Genomic DNA, 18,360 nt, shown 5'->3' with positions numbered 1-18,360 from the left:
GGTTAGGCCTCCTGGAGTGGGTTCTTCGAACGCGGATGCTCGAGGGACACCTCGAGGAGATTGAACATTGTGGTCAGGCTGTGCTGGTCCGGGTCCCAATCGGAAAGTCGGTGAATGCAGTACTTGGTGAACCCATCCGGCGCGGCCGACTGGTTGTACAGGACGTGTGGGCTGTCCCCCTCGTAGCGCAGGTCAGCGCTCACGTACACCTTCGGCTGCTTCTTCGGATACGACCGGGAGAGGTCGAAGATGACGGTGCCGAAGTGCGTCCCCTCGTCGTTCTCCCAGCCGTCGGGGAACTTCAGCAGCTCGATCGTGACGGTCTTGTCGTCGAGGAGGTCGTATGACATGATGGGGTTCTGTCGCTCCTTGATGAGCGCGTGTAGGTTCTGGACCTCCGGAATCACGCGTTTGGGATCCATGGCTACCCGAACACCTCCCCGTCGCCGAGCGGCTGGGTCCGCAGCTCGGCTCCGTCGTCGATCGCGTTCGCGACGGTCTGGTCACCGGACAGCGCCTTGACGCCGTCGGACGTTCGATAGGTGAACACAGTGTCCGGATCAGCATCGACCGATTGGCCGAGCTCTGCGGCTGTGGTCTCGGCGTCGATCGTGACCGATTCGCCGTCGACCACGACGACGAAGGCATCTAGCGCCGGTTCATCGCCCGTTTCGGCACTCCCGTCGGGGCGCTCGATGGGTTCCTCGCTGTCGGTGTCAGCTTCCGACGCCGGGGCTGCCGACTGGCTTTCGGCTTCGCTCTCCGATTCCGTCGCCCGCTCGGGCCGAACGCGCTGTTGGCTCGTCCGGTCGGGACCGGTCATTGCTCGGAACCCTCGCTCGATTCGTCCGTGCGGTCGTCGTTGGCCTCCGACGGCTCGGCGTGCTCGTCGGTGTCATTGGTCCGCTCAGCGTCCGATTCGATGGGGATCTCCCTGTCGGGAGCTTGGAGAACCTCCATCAGCTGGGTGACTGCCGTCGTCAGGGAGTTGGCCTCCGGGTCCCAGTTCCGCTCCGAGGGAAACACGCTGAGAGGGACCCACTTGGAGTCCCCATCCTGGCGGGCCGGTGCCATCGCCGCCGGGCGGCCGCCCTCGAACCGCATTTCTCCGTCGACGTAGACGTGCGGTGGGTGATCGGGATACGACTCTGGGAGCTCGAACAGGACTCGGCCGTGTCGACTCCCGCGCGTGTTTTTCCAGCCGGGCGGAAACTGAAACCCCTCGAATCGAACCTCTGGAGTGTCGGTGAAGTTATACGCGACCCGGCCGCGGAACTCCTCTCCGAGGTGCTCTTTGAGGTCTTGTACCTCCGCGAGTGCGCGGTGGATGTTCATGCTCCTCCAAAGACGTTGTTGTCGGCGAGCGGTTGCGGCTCTAGTCGCGTTCCCTCGTCGACGTGCTCGACGACGACGTCGTCGTCGTTGAGCGAGTCGAATCCGTCCTCACCGCGGTACGTGAGCACCGCGTCATCGTTGAGATTCGCTTCCGCTTTGACGTCTGCTGCGGTCGTGTCCTCTTCGACGGGGATCTCCTGATTCTCGACGTTGACGGTCATTCCCATGGTTGCCTCGTTGTGGTCGGTGGTGACCGGATATCCGTCCGGTCGGCGGTATCTGACAGACCTGTGCCTCGCCTGGCGACGCTGTCGTGTCGAGGTGAGGTCGTCGGTGTGCCGACGTCCATGCCAGTTCCTTCTCCGGGCCCTGGCACCGTGGACCTGACCGCGAGTTCCATCGCGGAGGCTGCTCGACCGCTGTATCGTTCGGTGGGCCTCCTTACTGAGGGGTGGATCCGACGACGAAGCGATATCCGACTATCGAACGAGTCCCGGTCCCGAGACCGGTTTCGAAACCGCCCATCGTTCGACACCGATGAGAGTCGGAGTGTACCCCGCAGTCCGATTGATAGTGGAAAGCGTGTCCGGATGCGAGTGGGGTCTAGTTCGTTACGGTAAGTGAACCGAGTCGGGCTCGGGGAGGCATCCAGACTCTAGTCGGTATCACGGTGATAACCGAATCTGCGATTTTGCCTGACTACACCCGCCGGCCACGTCTTGGTAAATAGTTTACGTTAGTTTTGGCGCGACGACATGTCATTCGGGATGTCTCTCGTACGTCGATACAAGATGGCAGACCACCACCAACCAAACCGTGAACGCTCTGGCGGCGCCGGGTCCACTGATGACGGGGACGAGTCTGCCGGTTCGCCTCCGTCAGTGGCTTGGAACCTCTCAGGGACCACGTCACCTGCGTTTCGGAATCAGGTATGGCGGATCCTCGGGATGTCCAGAAAGCGTGACGTCTTGCTCGCCGTGCGTCAGCTGGCAGGGTCCGAGGAGCCACTCGCGCAGGTGGACATCGCATCCGAAGCGGCCGCCTTCCCACACTTCGATGGAGCGAGCGGGAAACCCGATTTGAGTGACAACGGCGACCTCGAGCCCCTCAAGGAGATCCTTGCGTTGGTGGCTGTCCCGCGGGTGGCCCGGCCGGGGTTCGAGTACCTCTGCCCGTTCGAGCCGGTGTGTGATTTCGCCGTCAACCCGTATCACGTCCCGACGGATGATCGGGTTCGGGCAGCTATCGAGTACGTATCTGCCAATCGCGACGTTCAGACCGCGGCCGATCGCGGTGGAACGGACCAGCTGCCCATCGACCCGTTCTCTGCGGAGGCGTACACGTACGTCCGACTGAGCCAGCAGCTGGAGTGTGAGGACCCGTCTGTGCGGTTCTCCACGTTTCGGCCGCATGACTTCGGCGCTCGCCACGCGACCGGATTTCAAATCACGGGGGAGATCGTGGCGGACGAGCTCATGACGCCGACCAGCGTCACTGATAGTCAGCTTAAAAATGCGCTTCAGGACATCTTCACGGAATTCGTCGACCAGGCTGGTCACAGAAAAAACCATTTCCGGATCGGGCTCTACAGCCCGAACGAAGAGGAGACCGAACGTGACGTGCGCCGTCGCGCTATCAAAGAGCACGCGACCTTCCAGACCATCGACTTCGATCTGTGTGGCGGCTGCATTACCTTCCAGTGGGAGCTAGAACCGATCCTAGTGTGACGTCTCTGGCCCTGTTTTCACAGAATCGTTGACGGCGCAGTTGGTAGACCGGAACCGGGTCGATCTGCTTCGGCGAGACTACTGGGTGGTGGCCTCGGACGGCTTCGAAACTCTTTGATCGCGGTCCTGCTCCGTCATCCGCTCCTGAAACAGGAACAATCGCGTATACTCGTTTTCGCGTGCCCGTAACCGTTCGACCTGGCTCCCGTCGACCGCCCAGCCCTGCTCGCGTGCGATCTGCTCGACGACGGTTCGACAGCCCTCCGATTCGATGGCTCCCAAGCTGGTGCCAGTCGCTCTGACGAGAAACCCGCCCGCCGTCTCCGTGGCGAGCGTCAGCATAAATTCACACGTCGCCGGCTGTTTCCCTGTGGTGAACTCGTCGCTGGCTATTTTTCGATCGTGATCGTGGTGGCGTGCAAGCCGGTCGGCCACTCGCTCGCGTGCTGGCATCGGCTCAGTTGTCCCACGACACCGGCATGACTCTACTTCGGGCAAGACGCAATGTCAGTGTGTGACGCCGAAAGATAGCAGACACGTCGAGCGGGGCGACCGGACGGCTGTGGTGGCTGTTCTTCGGGCGCGTTCTCATACCCGCCTCGCAAAACGATGTGGGCGCGGCCCCACCGCCTGACACCGACTCCACTCTGTCCGCCCCGGGAGACTCGTTTCGTCTCCGGTGACCCGATAGCTACCAGATAGGTCACACGATAGGCCTCAATCTCCCTTGTGCCTAAGCGTGTGGTGAGCGCACCGGTCGATGCGTACTCGACGGGGCGCGACCTACCAACCATGACCGACGATCCCAGCTCACGAACGGTGTTCGTAGTTTCCCTCGGCACTGGCTCGAGGCGGACCGCGAAGTGGCTGTACGAGCTCGCCAACCAGTACGATGTCGACCCGGAGTTCCGGTTCGTGTCCATCGAGTCAACCGATATCGATGGCGGGGACGTCCCGGACGAGTTCCGGAACATCCCGCTCGACACCGACTCCCGTGTGAAGCGGCGGTTCGAGCGTGCCAAGACGGATCCCGCCGTTCCGTACCTCGACGAGAATCACACCCTACCGAGCGAGGGGACCTCCCGGGTCCCGAACGTCGGCCGGTTCCTGCTCGAACATCATAGCCGGCGCGTTCACGAGATGTTGTCCGAGGAGATCGGCACGGCAGTCGGGCCCACCGATTCGGAGCTGTCCGTGTGGGTCCTCGCGTCGCTGTCGGGTGGGACTGCGCCCGGCATGTTCCCGCTCGTGAGCGCGATGGCCGGGCAGATCGCGACCGATATCGGCGCCCGCTACAACATCGACGTTTATCTGAACGGGCTCGGCACCGTCTCGGAACTGCGCGCGGCCAACCAGCGCGTCGCTCCCAGCGGGATCAGCGAGTACTTCGTCAATACGAACAACTCGCTGCACGCGCTGTCGACGTTGCTCAACCTCCCGGACGCGCACGGCCGCCCCCAGGTCAACGGGCCTACCCGTCTCGAGATGCCGGCCGCTCCGGACGTCGAGAGTGCCGACGGTCTGCTCGACCCGTCGTTCGAGATTACAGAGCCGCCGCTCGATGCCATGCTTCTCATGCCGATCGACGAGGATCGGGCCGAAGACGGGTCCTGGGACGGCGATGAGCGGACGAGCTACCTCGCTGGGGTGAACTACAAGCTGGCCGCCGCCGTGCTCGCATTGTCGACGACGAGTGGCGACAACGACCTCGGGAATCTCTACAGTACGGTTCTCGACGACCGCCTCTACACAATCGATGCGGCCAGCGTCCGGGCGAGCGTCGAACCGGCGCTCGAGTTGCTGAACACCGAACAGCAGATCGGCGCTGTCGAATCGGAGATCAGCGAGCTCGAAGCGTGCGTCGACGATCTTGAGTCGCTCGCCGATCAGCTGTCGTCCCTCCGGTCTACCGACGTGGACGCGGGCAGTGTCCCCGATATCGTCGGAGCGCTGAGCGCGCCCCTCGCGGGGCGTGCGTCACAGCTGGTGGAAAGCGTCTCCGCGATCGACCTTACCGAGTCGTCGTTCGAGGAGATCGAGACCCAGATCGAGCGGGTGTTCGCCGAGGTGCCGACCCGCGCTGTCGGAGACAGCCCGTTCCCAGATGAGATCCACGAGAGTGAGCTGGGGAACTTCGCCGCCGACCAGTTCGTCCCCCACCGGACGGTCGGTCGGTACCTCTTCCTGAAGATGGTGCGGGCCCGGCTCCTGGCTGAGATCGAAGCGCATCCGTTCTCGGATCGGGTCGAGGATCTCTGGGAGAAGAACGCCCAGGAGCTCGAAGAGGAGTTCGCCGGGCTCAGTGACGCCGAGGTGGCCACGCAGTACGAGCAGGCTATCGACCCGTTCCTAGCCACCCACGAGCAGGACCTCGAGAACCAGCTGTCGAATACGTCGATGTTCTCCTTCCGGGAGCGGAGTCGCCTACGGCGACAGCTTGAGTCCGTCCGCGAGACGCGTCAGGAGCTGAAGCAGCTCTTCGACGAGTACGAGCACCTCGGGGAGCTCCGGGAACGTATCGCCAGCGGGGAGCTGCCCCCGCTAGGTTCGGAGCTACAGACCACAATCGATCTCGTCGAGAAGGGGAGCGAGCGCGGCACGCAATTGCTCACCTCAAAGCGGAATCGCCTCGAGAGCCTCCAGCAGACCCGAGAGACCTTCCGAAATCGGGTTACTGACACGACCAGTGGCCGCATCACGGAGATCCCGCTGGACATCGAGTCGACGGACAGCCTGAGCCGCGAGACGCTGGTGAACGCTTCCACGCTGTTCGACCTGGTCGAGTCGGGGTTACTGACCCGCGACGGCATCCTGCGGGAGATCGATCGGGCGATGGGGCTCATCCGGGAGCCGCTCGAGGACAACTTCCACGAGATGGCCGACAACCACCCCAACCGTCTCCTGATCCCGATGGCGAATCCGGGTAACGAGCCCGTGCTCACCATGACCGGGACGACCCAGCCGAGCATGGGATCTATTATGGCCAACAACGATGTCACTACCCAGCTGGATACCGGAACGATCGCCGATCCCTTCCGGATCGACTACGTCATGCTCCACGGTAACGTCCGGTTGGCGAACACCTCCGAGTACCGCGTGCTCCGCGAGCGGTGGGAGGCCGGTGACATCCAGCGGCTGCTCGGTGAGGAGGTGGACCTAGTTCAGAACCTCGCCTACCCTGAGCTCGTGCCGATGCTGTCGGCACCCGCGGATCGCCGCGACGACGACGGTATCGAAGCCGACGACTCGGACGAGGGGGTGACGCTATGAACCGCGGGCGTCGGAATCCGGTCCTCGCCGGCGTCCTCGTACTGTTGGTCGTTAGCACGTCGCTCGCTGGAAGCGCGGCGGCGTCGCCGGTCCAAGATGCCGTCTCCGTGAAGACGTCTTACGACGGAGCTACCCCCTCACAGGAGATCGACGTCATCGTTACCGTTCAGGCGCAGGATACGACGCTCCGGGACATCAACATCGGGCTCGCGAGCGGCGAACGTACCCATATCCAAGCCGACAGCTATGCGACGCGGGTTCAGCCGAGTAATCAGGGGATCGAAGTCACTCCGGCGGGGGCGAACAGCTTCACCATCCCCGAACTGGAGCCGGGCGAAGAGGTCCGGATCGCATTCGACGTCGTCCCGCGGACCTTGGCGTACGAAGAGGTCGTCCCGGCGACGGCGACGGTCCGGTTTACTCGCTACGGGCAGCAGGTCCAAGACACCGTGAGCGAGCGTGCAGATCTCTCGACGAACCCGTGGATAGACCCGCCCGAGGACCGGGCTTCGTTCGTGATGATTACGGCGACCACAATCGTCACCGCCGGGAGCGCGCTGGTCGTGGCGACGGTCTTCTATCGGCGAGCTCGCACGCGGCGTGCACGGGTGTACGAGGCGGTCGAAGAGGAGGCGAGTCTCGTCAGTCGCGCCGGCAACCGGACGGTCGAACGCCGGGTCGATCAGCTGCTCGAAACGTTGGCGACTCAGCTCCATCTCGACGAGGAGGATGACGACCGTTCGGATACGTCGGACGGGACAAAACCCGGCGGCGAGGGAGGCATCGGGTCGATCCTGAACCGGATCGGGCTTGGTGGGTCCGAGAGCGAGCGAGACTCCTCAGGACCAAACCTCTGATGCTCTCGCTCGTCCGTTTTCGTGCGCTAACTAACCTGAGTGTACAACATGTCTTACCCCGGTGATTGGGAGTCGCGACGGCGCCTGGTGTTTCTGTCCGACGAATATCAGTGCCGTCACTGTGGCGCAAAGGGTGGTCGGTTCGGGGCCGCGAATCTCGAGTGCCACCATATTGTGCCGAAGCGAATGGACGGGTCGGATCACCCTCGAAATCTGATAACGCTGTGTGAGGTCTGTCACACCGAGCTCCATCGAGTCCAGGAGTCTGACAGAGTGTGTTCTCACTCCACGTGGGACGCAATTATCAGCGGGTCGGCTAGCGACGTCATCGGACGGCCGGTACTGGCGTGTCTCACCAGGGTGTCAGATTTTGCCCTGGCGGGTCTGGTGGTCGCCATGCTTGGGGGAATTATGAGTATCGCTCTTGACGGAGTCTCGCTTACGTCGACCGTGGCGGCAACGTGGCGCGTCGGGACCGTCGTCGGTCAAGAACGTTTCCGCCTTCTCCCGTGGATCGCCGGTCTGCTGGGGCTCCGGTACCTCCAGTTCCTCGCTAACGTCGTTCGATCGACAGAGGGATTCAATACCGTGATTCCCTTCGGTGGGTGGAAGCCGTACGTCTGGGTGGCGACGGCCGTGTTAGTCTGTGCCTGGGCTCTCGTGCTGTGGGGGGATGCTGTTTGGTGGAGAACGACGGTTGAGAAAGGTGTCCTCCCCCGTAGTATCTACGCGCTATGCCTTCTCACCGCCACGCTCACCGTCACCGGAACGTATCTGTTCGGCCGTCGCGACGGCGTGTCTGACACGTGGTTGTGGTACAGAGTAGCACTGCTACATTTCACGGTGGTACTCGGAGCCACGGCAGTCGGTACGGGCCCCGTCTCCGGAGGCGGGCCGGTGTTCGCCGTGACTGCCCCAGTGTGTGCTTGTACGGTGTTGGCGGCGTTGATTACGGAAGTGCGAGGAGAAAGCCCCGGCCTGAAGGGCGGGGATGAATCCGACAAACGATGATACAAACCACCGACAATAGCACGGCCTGATATTCCAACAGATAGTTAGTATAGCATACTTAATTACAGCCGTAATGGTCACGATGACTGTCACCGCGAAGTTCCACAATCCATCCCTCTCACGGCGGAAAGAGTGGCAACGCGCCACTCGACTCTACCGTGACACCAAGCAGTTCTGTATCGACGGATGGGAGAACGGCGACTTCGGGAAGTCCGTGACCACGGCCACCATCGACAACGACCTCTACTCGGCCATTCAGAACCAAGCCATCCGTGAGGCGAAATCCGACCACAAGAAGGACGGGGAAGTTCGCTACCGAGAGAGTCAACCGTTCGCCATCAACAACCAGAACTGGGAACTCGACACGACCGAGAACGGCACAGTCGTCGTTGGCTTCCCGTGCGTCTCCCGATGGTGGTACACACCGATAGAGGTGTACGACGACATTGCCGACCCCGTAGAGCGGCTGGTGGAGGGTGACGCTGACAAGACCCGTCTACAGATCTACCGTCGCGGCGACGACTGGTACTGTACGTTCAACGTGGAATACGACACCGACACGTCGGGTGAGACGCCTATCGGTGTCGATATTGGCGAACAGCACATCTTCGCTGTGACAGCCTACGGCGAGGACGAATCAATGCTGGTGTCTGGTGCTGAGGCGAAGTACGTTCGACGCAAATATCGTTCCCTACGCGATTCGCTCTCGGAAGCGGGTGCGCTTCGCGCACGTAACCGTGTAGGTGACAAAGAACAGCGTCGAATCAAAGACCTGAATCACAAACTCTCCCGTCGTCTCATCACGTTCGCGGACCAGTTCGAGAACCCCGTCATCCGGATAGAAGACCTCGAAGGTATCCGTGGGGACAGTTCGTGGTCGGGCGTTCACTCGTAGCACTTCCACCAACTCCAACAGTTCATCACATACAAAGCCGAGCGGGCTGAGATACGCGTCGAGAAGGTCGATGCGTACCATACCAGCCAGCGGTGTTCGGCGTGTGGTTCGATGGGAACTCGTGATGGCGACCACTTTTCATGTTCGGAGTGCGGTCGAGGACGCCACGCCGACCTGAACGCTTCAGAGAACATCGCACAACGGGAGGGTGAACCATGTACGGCGTAGCAGTTCGGCTGACGCGAACCGTACTACCTCGCTGGTTGAATAGCCAGCCGTCTTCGACGCTCGCTGTATGCGGGGAGGAAGGCCCCATTGACAGGGCTACACGCGCTGAAAAGCACACCGTTGGTCACAACTCGGTGGCGACCGTTGACGGCCCACGCGAAAGCGTACTTGAGGCCCGAGGAAACGCGCAACCTGAATATCCCCTTCGGGGAATCCTCGCGCTTTAGCGCGGGGAGGATGTCAAGAAGTAGACGATGAAACATGAGCGTACAGAAGTTATCCGTCCCTAGAATTCGTTAATCGGGTGCGACGGGTCGGCTACGTTTCCGATACTGACTCCGGAACCGGTCTCTCGAAGCGCTTCGAACAGGAGACGCTGTACCTGCGTGTCAGAGATCCCGCCGCGAAGGGCTTGTCTGAGATCCTTCCGATACGGCGCAAGCTCTTCCCCATCATTGACTGCGATTCCGTTCAACACTTTCGCGGCTCGGTACTGAACGAGATCTGACTCGTGCGGGACCAGCGTCATGTAGACCGGAAGCGACAGCGACTGGGCAACACTATCAGCGCAGTGCGGAAGTAGCCCGACGATTCCCGCTAGCCCGGGGTACTCCGTTGCTGTTATGTCTATATCGTAGCTATCCAGCGCCCGATCGCTCGGGTCGGTCTGGTGGTACTCGGTGACGACTTCGTCCAGCGTGAGAGTAATCTGCTCACCCAGCGACTCAAGTACCATTTCTGGGAGATCGCTCGCGACCCTTCCGAGGATGTCTGCAGATCGCCACCGAACCACCCGCCGCTCATCATCAACGAGCCCCGCGAGACGGGTTATGAGGTGGGTATCGGTCAGAATCTCGGGTTCTTCCGACGAGATCTGTATCAGTATCTGATACGCCACTGCCGCTGCGGCTTCGTTTTCAGATTCGAACGCCTCGAAAATGTCGCTAATCAGCTCTGGATCAGCATAAATCGAGAAGTCCTCTTGTATTGATTGCTTGTTAATCATCGACCACGCATTAATGGCGTGTTTTCCACCGTCATCGAGAAGCTGTAGTGATCTTTTGACAAGGTCTCGAGTGAAGGCTTCTGCCGGCGCTTCACGAGTGAGTATTTTAATACAGCTCGTGGCCTCCCACGTTGCTTCCTCCGAGAGCTGATCGTAGTTGCCGAGCAGGAACTCTACCAACTCGTTATCGAATGTCTTCGACGGGTTGTTAGAGGCATAGTTCCGAGCAATAAAGAACGCAGCGTCGTGCTGCTCGTTCGTATCTGAGACAAATATTTCTCTTGCGACCGGTAATGCAAACTCGAGGTCGATTTCGTTCCGGTGGGTGCTCAGTAAGACCGTGAGATATCTCTCTGCCAGTTCTCGAACCCCCACTTCGTCGTGTGTCATAAGGGCGATAACCGCATCGAGGTGGTTTCGATCCAGCGGGATCGGAGCGTTCTGCCCTCCCACATCGTCGATGTCAGGTAGTTTCGGATTTGAATTCAGTATCGTAACCTCTGGGAGCACTTCGAGCGAAAGCAGGAGCTGATCCGCACTCGAACCCTCGTGCAGATCGCTTATGAGGGCGTCTCTGACTTGTTTGCTGCTTTGAGCGGCTTTTTTGACCGCCTTCTCTATCGCTAGATTCAGCGGATCATCGTTTGCTCCATACAGGTCTGTCAGTTTCTGATAGTGGTCCGGGTCCTGTTGGAGTAACGAATCTAACAGACTCGCGGTGTGGACCTTGTCCTCACTCTCGTCGAGATCGACGTGAGAGATGATTTGCTCGAGACTGAACAGTTCGAAGACGGGCTCCGGCTCACGTTTGGCGACCGATTGGAGTATCCCGATCCCGTGGTGGACGAGATTCACTTCGTCCTCTTCGGCATCCGTATTAAACATCGACGTGACTGCCGAGAGTAAAGATGGGTTCTGAATTGCGGCGTTTACCACCGCAGACCCGAATCTGGCAGTCGGAATCGATTCTTCCTCGAACAGGGCTACAATCTCGTCTTCGTCCGGTTCCTGCCGTGCCATCAGCTCGCTCAGGAGAGTACGTGCACTCCTTCGGATCGGGGCCCGATCATCCTCAAGGGCAAGTAAGGGGACCAAGTCTCGGACTGCGACGGACACCGCGATCTGGGCGTTGTCTTCCACGTACAGCAGCTGGAGCGTATCGATCGCGAATTTTTGCTCAACCGGGGTGTCCGCGTCGAGCCGGTCGATGAGGGCAGCGATCAACTCTTCCTGTAATCCCCGCTCGGGCTTGTCCCCGAAAATCCGACGAAGGATCGCATTCGTATATGCGTGGACTTCCTCGCTATCGGCATCGAAGCCTGCGAGGATCTCTTTCAGCACCTGGACGTCGCTGATATCGGGCTTGAATACGTCCGTCACCGCCTTGAGAACTCCAAATCCGTGCTGTCTCACCTCTGGATCGTCGGCCAGGACTAGCGGGATCACCTCATCCGCGTAGGAGTGGTTCTGTTCCGTGGCGTTGGCAAAGATCGCTCCCAGAGTGGGTTCGTTGACTGAGTCCCTGCCGAACAGTTCCCTGATCGACTCGAATCCGTTTACCGCTCTGATGAATTCCTCGTCTCGAACGGCAATCTCTTTGATCAGCATCGCTGTACGTTTCTGAACGACTTCGATATCTATCTTGAGTAGTTCTATGAGGGCGTCAAATTGATCTGGCTCGATTGGCGATGCATCGCGCTGGTCACATTCCATCTTGAGTATCGCGAGTAGCGGGGTGGCGACCTGCTCGCCGTGTGTTATCGAGTCGTCACGCGTGAGTAAACTCGCTACGTGCGCGTGGTCGATCCGTTCTGACGCCTGTAAGGGGCTTCCATCTGAAACTCTCGCTAATGACAGAAGCGCATGTGTGATGATGTCCTCTGACTGATCGTTAAGTAGATCCTCGAATATTCCGACCGTCTCCCTGTCGACAAATGATTCTGGCCGTTTGGAAACGAATGACGAGAGGGAAGTGAGCGCCACCTCACTCGCGTTGGCTGGGAGATCGTCTTGGGCGAGAATGTCGAGTAACAGCTCATGATATCCGAGATCAAACGCCACCTCTGGGTGATCCTGAGCCAGGTTTTGGGCGATCCCACAGGCATGGTCCAGTACCGGTCCTTCCCCACTGGTAAGCTTCTCAGTGACCCACTCCTGGGTAGGTTCGTGTGTTTGCGCGAATTCCGCCAGAAGTATTCCCGCATCATCCCATTCTCGATTCGTGTCGTTCTCCAATAGTCTCGTGAGTGTCTCTGCGATGCCTAACTCATCAAGATCGAGTGAAATCTGATCCGAGTTCCGTAGTCTGTAGAGAACGGTGATCGATTCATTCTTTTGATTATCAGTTCCAGTCTCAATAAGAGACGCAACCGATCGCCGTACGTACTGGGATTCTTCGGCGTAAGTCTGGAGGATTGTGCCCGCGACTCTCTGTATCTGATCGTCGCTACTGTCGAGTAGTTTGAGGAGTTGGTCGGCGGTGGCGACGGTGGACAGCCCCCAATCGGTGCGGACCGAGAGCAGACGCCACATCTTGAGGGTTGTTTCCTGAGCGAACGTCTCTCCATCTAGGAGTTGCTCTACCGTTTCGGGAGCAAGTGCATCCCCGACTACCTCCGGATCGCTGGTCGTCGACCTGAGCAGTATTTTTGCTGTCGATTCTCGAAGTTGTTCGTCGTCACTGAGCAGTAACAAGGAGAACCTGTTGACTATCTCCGGGTCTTCGGCCAATAGAGACACGATGCCAGAGACGATTGTCTCGTCGTGCTCTAGAGCTTCTTGTCCGTTATTTTGATCTGACTTATCAGTCTTATTCGGAGAGTCATGTAACCTATCCTGCGCGGGTTCTGTTTGTGGATTGCTGTCGTTCTCTGCGGTCGCTAGGGTAGATTGGGCCTCAGTCGCTGGATCCGAACTGTCGTCCATCCCATAGTCAAGATCGGTCTCATCATCGAACTCTGACTGGCAAGTCGAGATCGACTCTTTGACAAATTCTTGGGTTTGCGGGGAGTACGGGAGAATGAGCAGCAACAATTGGCCGACTGCGTCAGATGCGTTTCCGTAGTCAGCATCCAGGATACTGATGAGCTGGTCCTTAGAGACCAAACTTGCAACGAGCTGGGGTGACTCCTCAGCGACTTTGAGAAGGATCTGGATAGCAGATTCACGGAGTGCGAGGTCCTCTTCGGGCTGGCCGTCGATGAGGGGCTGTACAGTCTCCTCGGTCGCCACTAATTCCGGTGCCTCGGTCGCGATCGAATGTAGAAGCAAGATACCAGACTCACGAGCTACTTGCCGCCCAGACTTGAGTGCTCGCGTAGCAAGTGTGACCACGGATTCTTCAGCAGGGTCTGCCGGGTCCTCAGCCGCGCTATACCGTGACGCGGTCGTAAGTATCTCCACCTTCTCCGTTACTTCACAATCCGCTTCGGACAGGTGGTCGAATAGTCTCGCCATCACCGCTTCCAGCTTGACCGATCCGGATCCAATCGCGGCAACGAGAACCTCTCTTCGGGGTCCATCAGCATCCAAGACCTGTGTCACGATGTACTCCCGGATGTTACGGTCGCTGGTGGCGAGGTTGCCGAGAGTCGCGACTAGGTTTCTCCCCGCCTCGTCATTGAGAGTAGCCGCACTTTCGACGAGCGTATCAACGGTGGTTTCGTCGGCTAAGAGACCCGGTTGATGCCTACTTACGGCCTGAAGGGTCTGAGCGACTTCAGCAACGGAGGTCTCGATGAGAGAAAGTGCCTTGATCAGTTCCTGTACGACGGGCCCTTCGAGTTGGCTTGGATCGTACTGTCCGATTCCACAGAGCGCATTTATTGCCACGACGGCGGTCTGTTGGTCACGAGCTGACTCTTGGTCGTCATGTTCGACGTCCGCCTCCAAGTCGGCAATTTGATCCCGGAGCGTTTCGACGATGTCTTTCCGTGTAACGGTCCGTGGCGATTCCCGAGCAAGTTTCACCAGCGCTAAGTCGATCACTACTTTCCCACGCCGTGGCACCGATGAAAATCGAGACAACAGTTGTTCTAATATACTGTCGTCGACACTGATGACGTGGGCCAGTAGCACCCCAAGCGAAGGCGGAGAGCGTTCCCCAAGAGGGTCGTCGATGATTGGTGTGAGCGCCCCAGAGTCCACGAGCGCAACGGGCGTGATGATGGATGCGAGCGTTTCAGTCTGCTGGTTGTCCTCGGCATCAATTTCGTCGACCAGCTCGAGCAACGTCGTCGTTAGGTCGAATCCGTCGAAGCTCTCCGGATAGTCCAGAGCGATTTGTTGAACGAGCAGAAGCGCGACCCTTCGTAGTTGCTCGGAAACATCACCGGAGAGCTGATCGAGAACGGTTTGGTGAATACCCGCGTCGTGGATGACGTTCGGATTATTGACCGCCAGAACCCTGAGCGTCTCGAGGCAGGAGCTGCGCACCTTCTCATTGGCCTCGCTGATAAAGATCCCTTCTAATGCTCCTTCCAAGCCGATCGTGGCCTCCGGGTTAGACTCTGTGACGTATCCGACCGCATCGACGAGTGACAACTGGAGTCGGCCCTCTGTATCTGTCATCGCCGGCTTGAGCAGGCCGATGGAATGATCGTTGACTCGAAGAGTGTGGCACAAGCTTAACGTAACAACACTCTGAACGCTCGCGTTCTCTGGTTCCAGAAGAGAGAGTAGTTTATCGATCGTGTCTTGCCGACTCTCGGGGGACCCTGTCTGAGTCGAGAAGCTCTCGACCTCGACGGCTGCGTCGGCACAATTCTGAGTGTAGTACTCAAGCGTACTGGCTGCAGCGTCCTCGTTTTCGATAATGAGACTCTGAACCGTTCGGGAGACCTGTTTCACCGAACCTGGAGGACACTGATACAGGAACGTGACGAGATCATCGAATGTTTCCTCCTCGTATACACGGGCGGGATCATTCCTCACCAGTTCGGAGATGGCATACGAGAGATTGTCCAAATTCTGTTCATCACTCCGGGTGTGAAGTGCTACTTTAACGAGATCTCCGACGGAGACATACTCCAAGGTTTCCTCGGGTACCTCTTTCGCGTAGGTCGCGATGAGACGTGCTGAAATCGTTCGAATATCCACCTTGTCGTGGTCTATCGTCCGTGCGATCTTCGCGAGGTACTGTTCGCGCATCCAGTGTGTTGGTACTGACTGGATGAGTTCCCGGAGGAGTAGGAGGCCGGGGACGGACACAGATTCCTCCGAGAGCAGGGACAACAGGCGCTGATCGAGTCCACTTCCGGTCAACTCTTCAGGATTCTCTTCTGCTATCCTGAGGAGCAGACGGAGACACATCTCTCGTGTATCGGCAGGAACCTGGGTGAGGTGATCAATGATGGGTTCGTATACGGCCGGATCATCAAGCGCGGAAAGGTCCTCGTCAGCCAGGTAAAGAAGCAACCGACCGGCATATTCTCCGATATCACCGTGTCGCTCCGTAATCACCTCGGAGAGCGACGTCATAAGATCAATTTCCAGGGCCGACTCTGGCTGTTCATCGATCAGGTTCCCGAGAATTGATATGCTGAGATTTGCCTGCTCTGTGTCGGGCCCTGTCAGCCGTTCCTGTAGATCACGTCGAACGTTGGGATCGTCTAGCGCTGCTGAGTTTAGAGCTGACGTGCCGCCCTCTGTGTCTGTGTTCGCGTCTGTAATAACGTCGATCAGTTCCTCGTACCCCTCTGTCGCGACAAGATTTGCGTCCTCGATCTTCGCGAACGCATTCATCGCCTTTGCGATGTTGGCCAGCATATCCTCTGAGGGGTTTGCCGTGATTCGGTCGACGAATTCGGAGGTGATCCCCGTTTGTGAGAGCTGTTCAGGGTCCTCGTTGACAGAGGCAGCTAGCAGGGACACCGCCTCAACGCCCTGGTCGGACTCAAAGCAGTCGATGATCGCTTCCAGACAATCGAGGTCACTGAGCGAAACAGAGGATTCTGAGTGTGTACAAATCCGATTCAGTGCTCGGAGCCCGATGATGCGCGACTGATCGACTTGCTCCGAGAGGAGGGATATGACTGAATCGATGAGATCCTCGTCCACAAGCACGGCGTGAGTGAGAATCAGGTCAATTTGTGGATAGTCACCGACGTTCCCAAACACCTCTTCGCGGTATGATTGGTCTGTTGCAACGGTCGCCCCGAAGAGTTGCGCTGCGGCGTCGCGGATGGTTTCTTCATCAGCGGACAAGAGGTCACGTATCTTCGAAACTTCGAAGGGATTCTCTGCGTCCTCTGGCGCACTGTTTAGTAGCTCATAAACCATTCTCAGGGACCCCCGTCGAGTAGTCACGTCACCTTTTTCAAAGAGGTCGGGCAGCATACCTGGGACATCAGAGGAGAGAACCCGGTTCGGTTGCGCCTCAATTATGTTCACCAGAAGCGAAAAAAACATTCCCGGAATCTCCTCGTTCTTGACGAGGTAATATTCGATACTGTCCATGATGTTCGCAGGGATGTTGTCCTCGTCGAGTTCAACGAGGAAATGGAGGAAAGCGAACACGTGCTTACAGACCTCCTCGTTCCCCTCAGAGATGAGCTCCGTAATTCGGGTGTCACCGATAGATGATCGAAGGTCGTTCGGGTAGACGTTGGCTATCGTAGCGAGGGTTTCCGTTGCCCTCGCTTGTTTTGTCGTCTCCTCGCTTTCCGTGAGTGAGATTAGCTGGTTCAGTAGATAGGGATCATCCCCGACACCGGACAGCACGACCGATTTAGCCCCTTTGAAGATGGCTTTTTCATCACTGGTCAGATATTCGATGAGCCGATCTTTCTGGTCTTGTGTGAATTGTAGTTCTGCGTATTCCCCGATATGGTCGATCAGAAGCAAGGCCGAACCGATCGTCCGCGGATCGGTTCGCTCAAACGCGAGCCTTCGAATGCGGGACTGGGAAATCGCTTTTGCGACTTGTTCCGGGTACTCAGAGGCTAAATTCTGAAGCACAAATAGAGCCAGTGGTCGTCTCTGGCTGTTGGTATCAAGTTCTCTGTTGAGAACCGAAAGACAGTCGAGTACCACCTCTGGATGGTCATTTGAGAGGGGCCGTAGCACATTGAGCGCCTGTTGAACGACACGTTTGGACGGCGAGTTGACCAACAAGTCGTGAACGTCATCGAACGTGTCGATGACCAGATCCGAATCTTGTTCCGCAACCCTCGCGAGAACGTTGAGGATCGCTGGTTGAATTTCGTCCGCTCCGCTAGCGAGTACACGTTGGCATTCGTCAATGGCCTCGGGTGTGAGTTCGACCTCACCCTTAACGAGCGCACTGATCGCCCTCACTCCCTGCTTTTGGAGACCCGCGTCCGACGACCGGAGGGTCCGTGTTATCATATCAAAGCGGTCCTCCAAGACGTCGCTCATTTCAACACCCAGATCCGCGAGAAGTTTTACGAGGTTCGCCTCGATCTGTTTGTTGAGTTGCGGCTTCCCGACGGTGTACTCGGCCGATCCGAACCCCCGTCGGTCTCGCTCTTCAGTTAGAACCGTACAAATGTCGTCGGCCAGCGCATTGCCGTCCACGTTTAGTGGGTTATCAGCCAACTCCGTGGGGACGAACTTGAGCGGTTCTTTATCCAAACACAGAGAAAGGGCATGTGTGGCGTGTAGTCTCCGTTCTAGCTCCGGGACAAGTCTCTCCTCCGAGATTGGGAGGGTGAGTAGGTTACGAACCTCTTCCGATGCTCGCAGTACTTTCTCCGGGGTGTCCTTAGCCGTCTCTCTGTATTCTCGGGCACGGTCCCGCTGTTGTTGGATACTCTTGATGCCTTGATCCTCGGGTGTCCCGACCGTCGGTTCAAGAGATAACTCACTTCGCTGCGGACTGGATTCGGTTCCGAATTCGTCTTCGAGGACATCGCGATCGAATTCGATGCTCTCGTACTGTGGTTGTCCGTTCGGTGTACCCGAAACAGAGCTTACTGGTGGATTTGTCTCACCGTCGCGGCGGGAACCATTCGGCTCCGTGGACTGGCTCGTGGATTGGTCCTCGTCGTCTGGGGTTTCGTTCGGATTCAT

At 58.4% G+C, this 18,360-nt stretch carries 10 protein-coding genes and 2 pseudogenes; 6 read left to right on the top strand and 6 right to left on the bottom strand.

The genetic code is table 11. The features are described from left to right. Window positions 1–2 precede the first annotated feature (2 nt). The 4 genes from EXE41_RS06020 to EXE41_RS06005 are packed head-to-tail and all read right to left on the bottom strand — an operon-like array spanning window position 3 to window position 1,562. Window positions 3–422: a hypothetical protein gene (locus tag EXE41_RS06020; protein ID WP_094494268.1), complete on the bottom strand. Its 420-nt coding sequence runs from the start codon at window positions 420–422 to the stop codon at window positions 3–5. A 2-nt stretch (window positions 423–424) separates the two neighbouring features. Then, a complete protein-coding gene (locus EXE41_RS06015; protein WP_137690525.1) occupies window positions 425–823 on the bottom strand; it encodes a hypothetical protein in 399 nt (132 codons plus the stop codon). Further along, window positions 820–1,335, bottom strand: a complete 516-nt coding sequence (locus tag EXE41_RS06010) for a hypothetical protein (RefSeq protein ID WP_137690524.1) — start codon at window positions 1,333–1,335, stop codon at window positions 820–822. The genes EXE41_RS06015 and EXE41_RS06010 overlap by 4 nt, the downstream gene beginning before the upstream one ends. Further along, the gene (locus tag EXE41_RS06005) at window positions 1,332–1,562 is read right to left on the bottom strand and encodes a hypothetical protein (RefSeq protein WP_094494271.1); all 231 of its coding nucleotides are present in this window, start codon (window positions 1,560–1,562) and stop codon (window positions 1,332–1,334) included. The genes EXE41_RS06010 and EXE41_RS06005 overlap by 4 nt, the downstream gene beginning before the upstream one ends. 789 nt (window positions 1,563–2,351) lie before the next feature. On the opposite strand from EXE41_RS06005, the gene EXE41_RS06000 reads away from it, so the two are divergent. After that, complete coding sequence (locus tag EXE41_RS06000; RefSeq protein ID WP_137690523.1) at window positions 2,352–3,062, top strand: hypothetical protein; 711 nt, start codon at window positions 2,352–2,354, stop codon at window positions 3,060–3,062. 78 nt (window positions 3,063–3,140) lie between these two features. On the opposite strand, the gene EXE41_RS05995 is transcribed toward EXE41_RS06000, so the two are convergent. Next, window positions 3,141–3,515, bottom strand: coding sequence for a hypothetical protein (locus EXE41_RS05995; RefSeq protein ID WP_094494273.1), 375 nt, complete (start codon window positions 3,513–3,515; stop codon window positions 3,141–3,143). A 339-nt stretch (window positions 3,516–3,854) separates the two neighbouring features. Between EXE41_RS05995 and EXE41_RS05990 the strand changes: the two genes are divergently transcribed. From EXE41_RS05990 to EXE41_RS05975, 5 genes and pseudogenes are all read left to right on the top strand, one after another. After that, window positions 3,855–6,332, top strand: coding sequence for a tubulin-like doman-containing protein (locus EXE41_RS05990; RefSeq protein WP_137690521.1), 2,478 nt, complete (start codon window positions 3,855–3,857; stop codon window positions 6,330–6,332). Beyond that, window positions 6,329–7,189, top strand: a complete 861-nt coding sequence (locus EXE41_RS05985; RefSeq protein ID WP_094494275.1) for a hypothetical protein — start codon at window positions 6,329–6,331, stop codon at window positions 7,187–7,189. Before EXE41_RS05990 ends, EXE41_RS05985 begins: the two co-directional genes overlap by 4 nt. A 48-nt stretch (window positions 7,190–7,237) precedes the next feature. After that, window positions 7,238–7,432: pseudogene (locus tag EXE41_RS20015) on the top strand (HNH endonuclease); the annotation flags it as partial. A gap of 153 nt (window positions 7,433–7,585) precedes the next feature. Further along, a complete protein-coding gene (locus EXE41_RS05980; RefSeq protein WP_241987193.1) occupies window positions 7,586–8,200 on the top strand; it encodes a hypothetical protein in 615 nt (204 codons plus the stop codon). Window positions 8,201–8,273: 73 nt separating this feature from the next. Further along, window positions 8,274–9,323: pseudogene (locus EXE41_RS05975) on the top strand (RNA-guided endonuclease TnpB family protein). A gap of 286 nt (window positions 9,324–9,609) precedes the next feature. Here the strand turns inward: EXE41_RS05975 and EXE41_RS05965 are convergent. Next, window positions 9,610–18,360 carry a hypothetical protein gene (locus tag EXE41_RS05965; RefSeq protein WP_137690519.1) on the bottom strand — a complete coding sequence of 2,917 codons (8,751 nt, stop codon included), beginning with the start codon at window positions 18,358–18,360 and terminating at the stop codon, window positions 9,610–9,612.

Source organism: Halorubrum sp. SD690R, assembly GCF_005435035.1.
In the GTDB taxonomy this organism is placed as follows: Archaea; Halobacteriota; Halobacteria; order Halobacteriales; family Haloferacaceae; genus Halorubrum; species Halorubrum ezzemoulense.
Note: the sequence above shows the minus strand (reverse complement) of the source record. Positions and strands in the feature narration are given on the sequence as shown.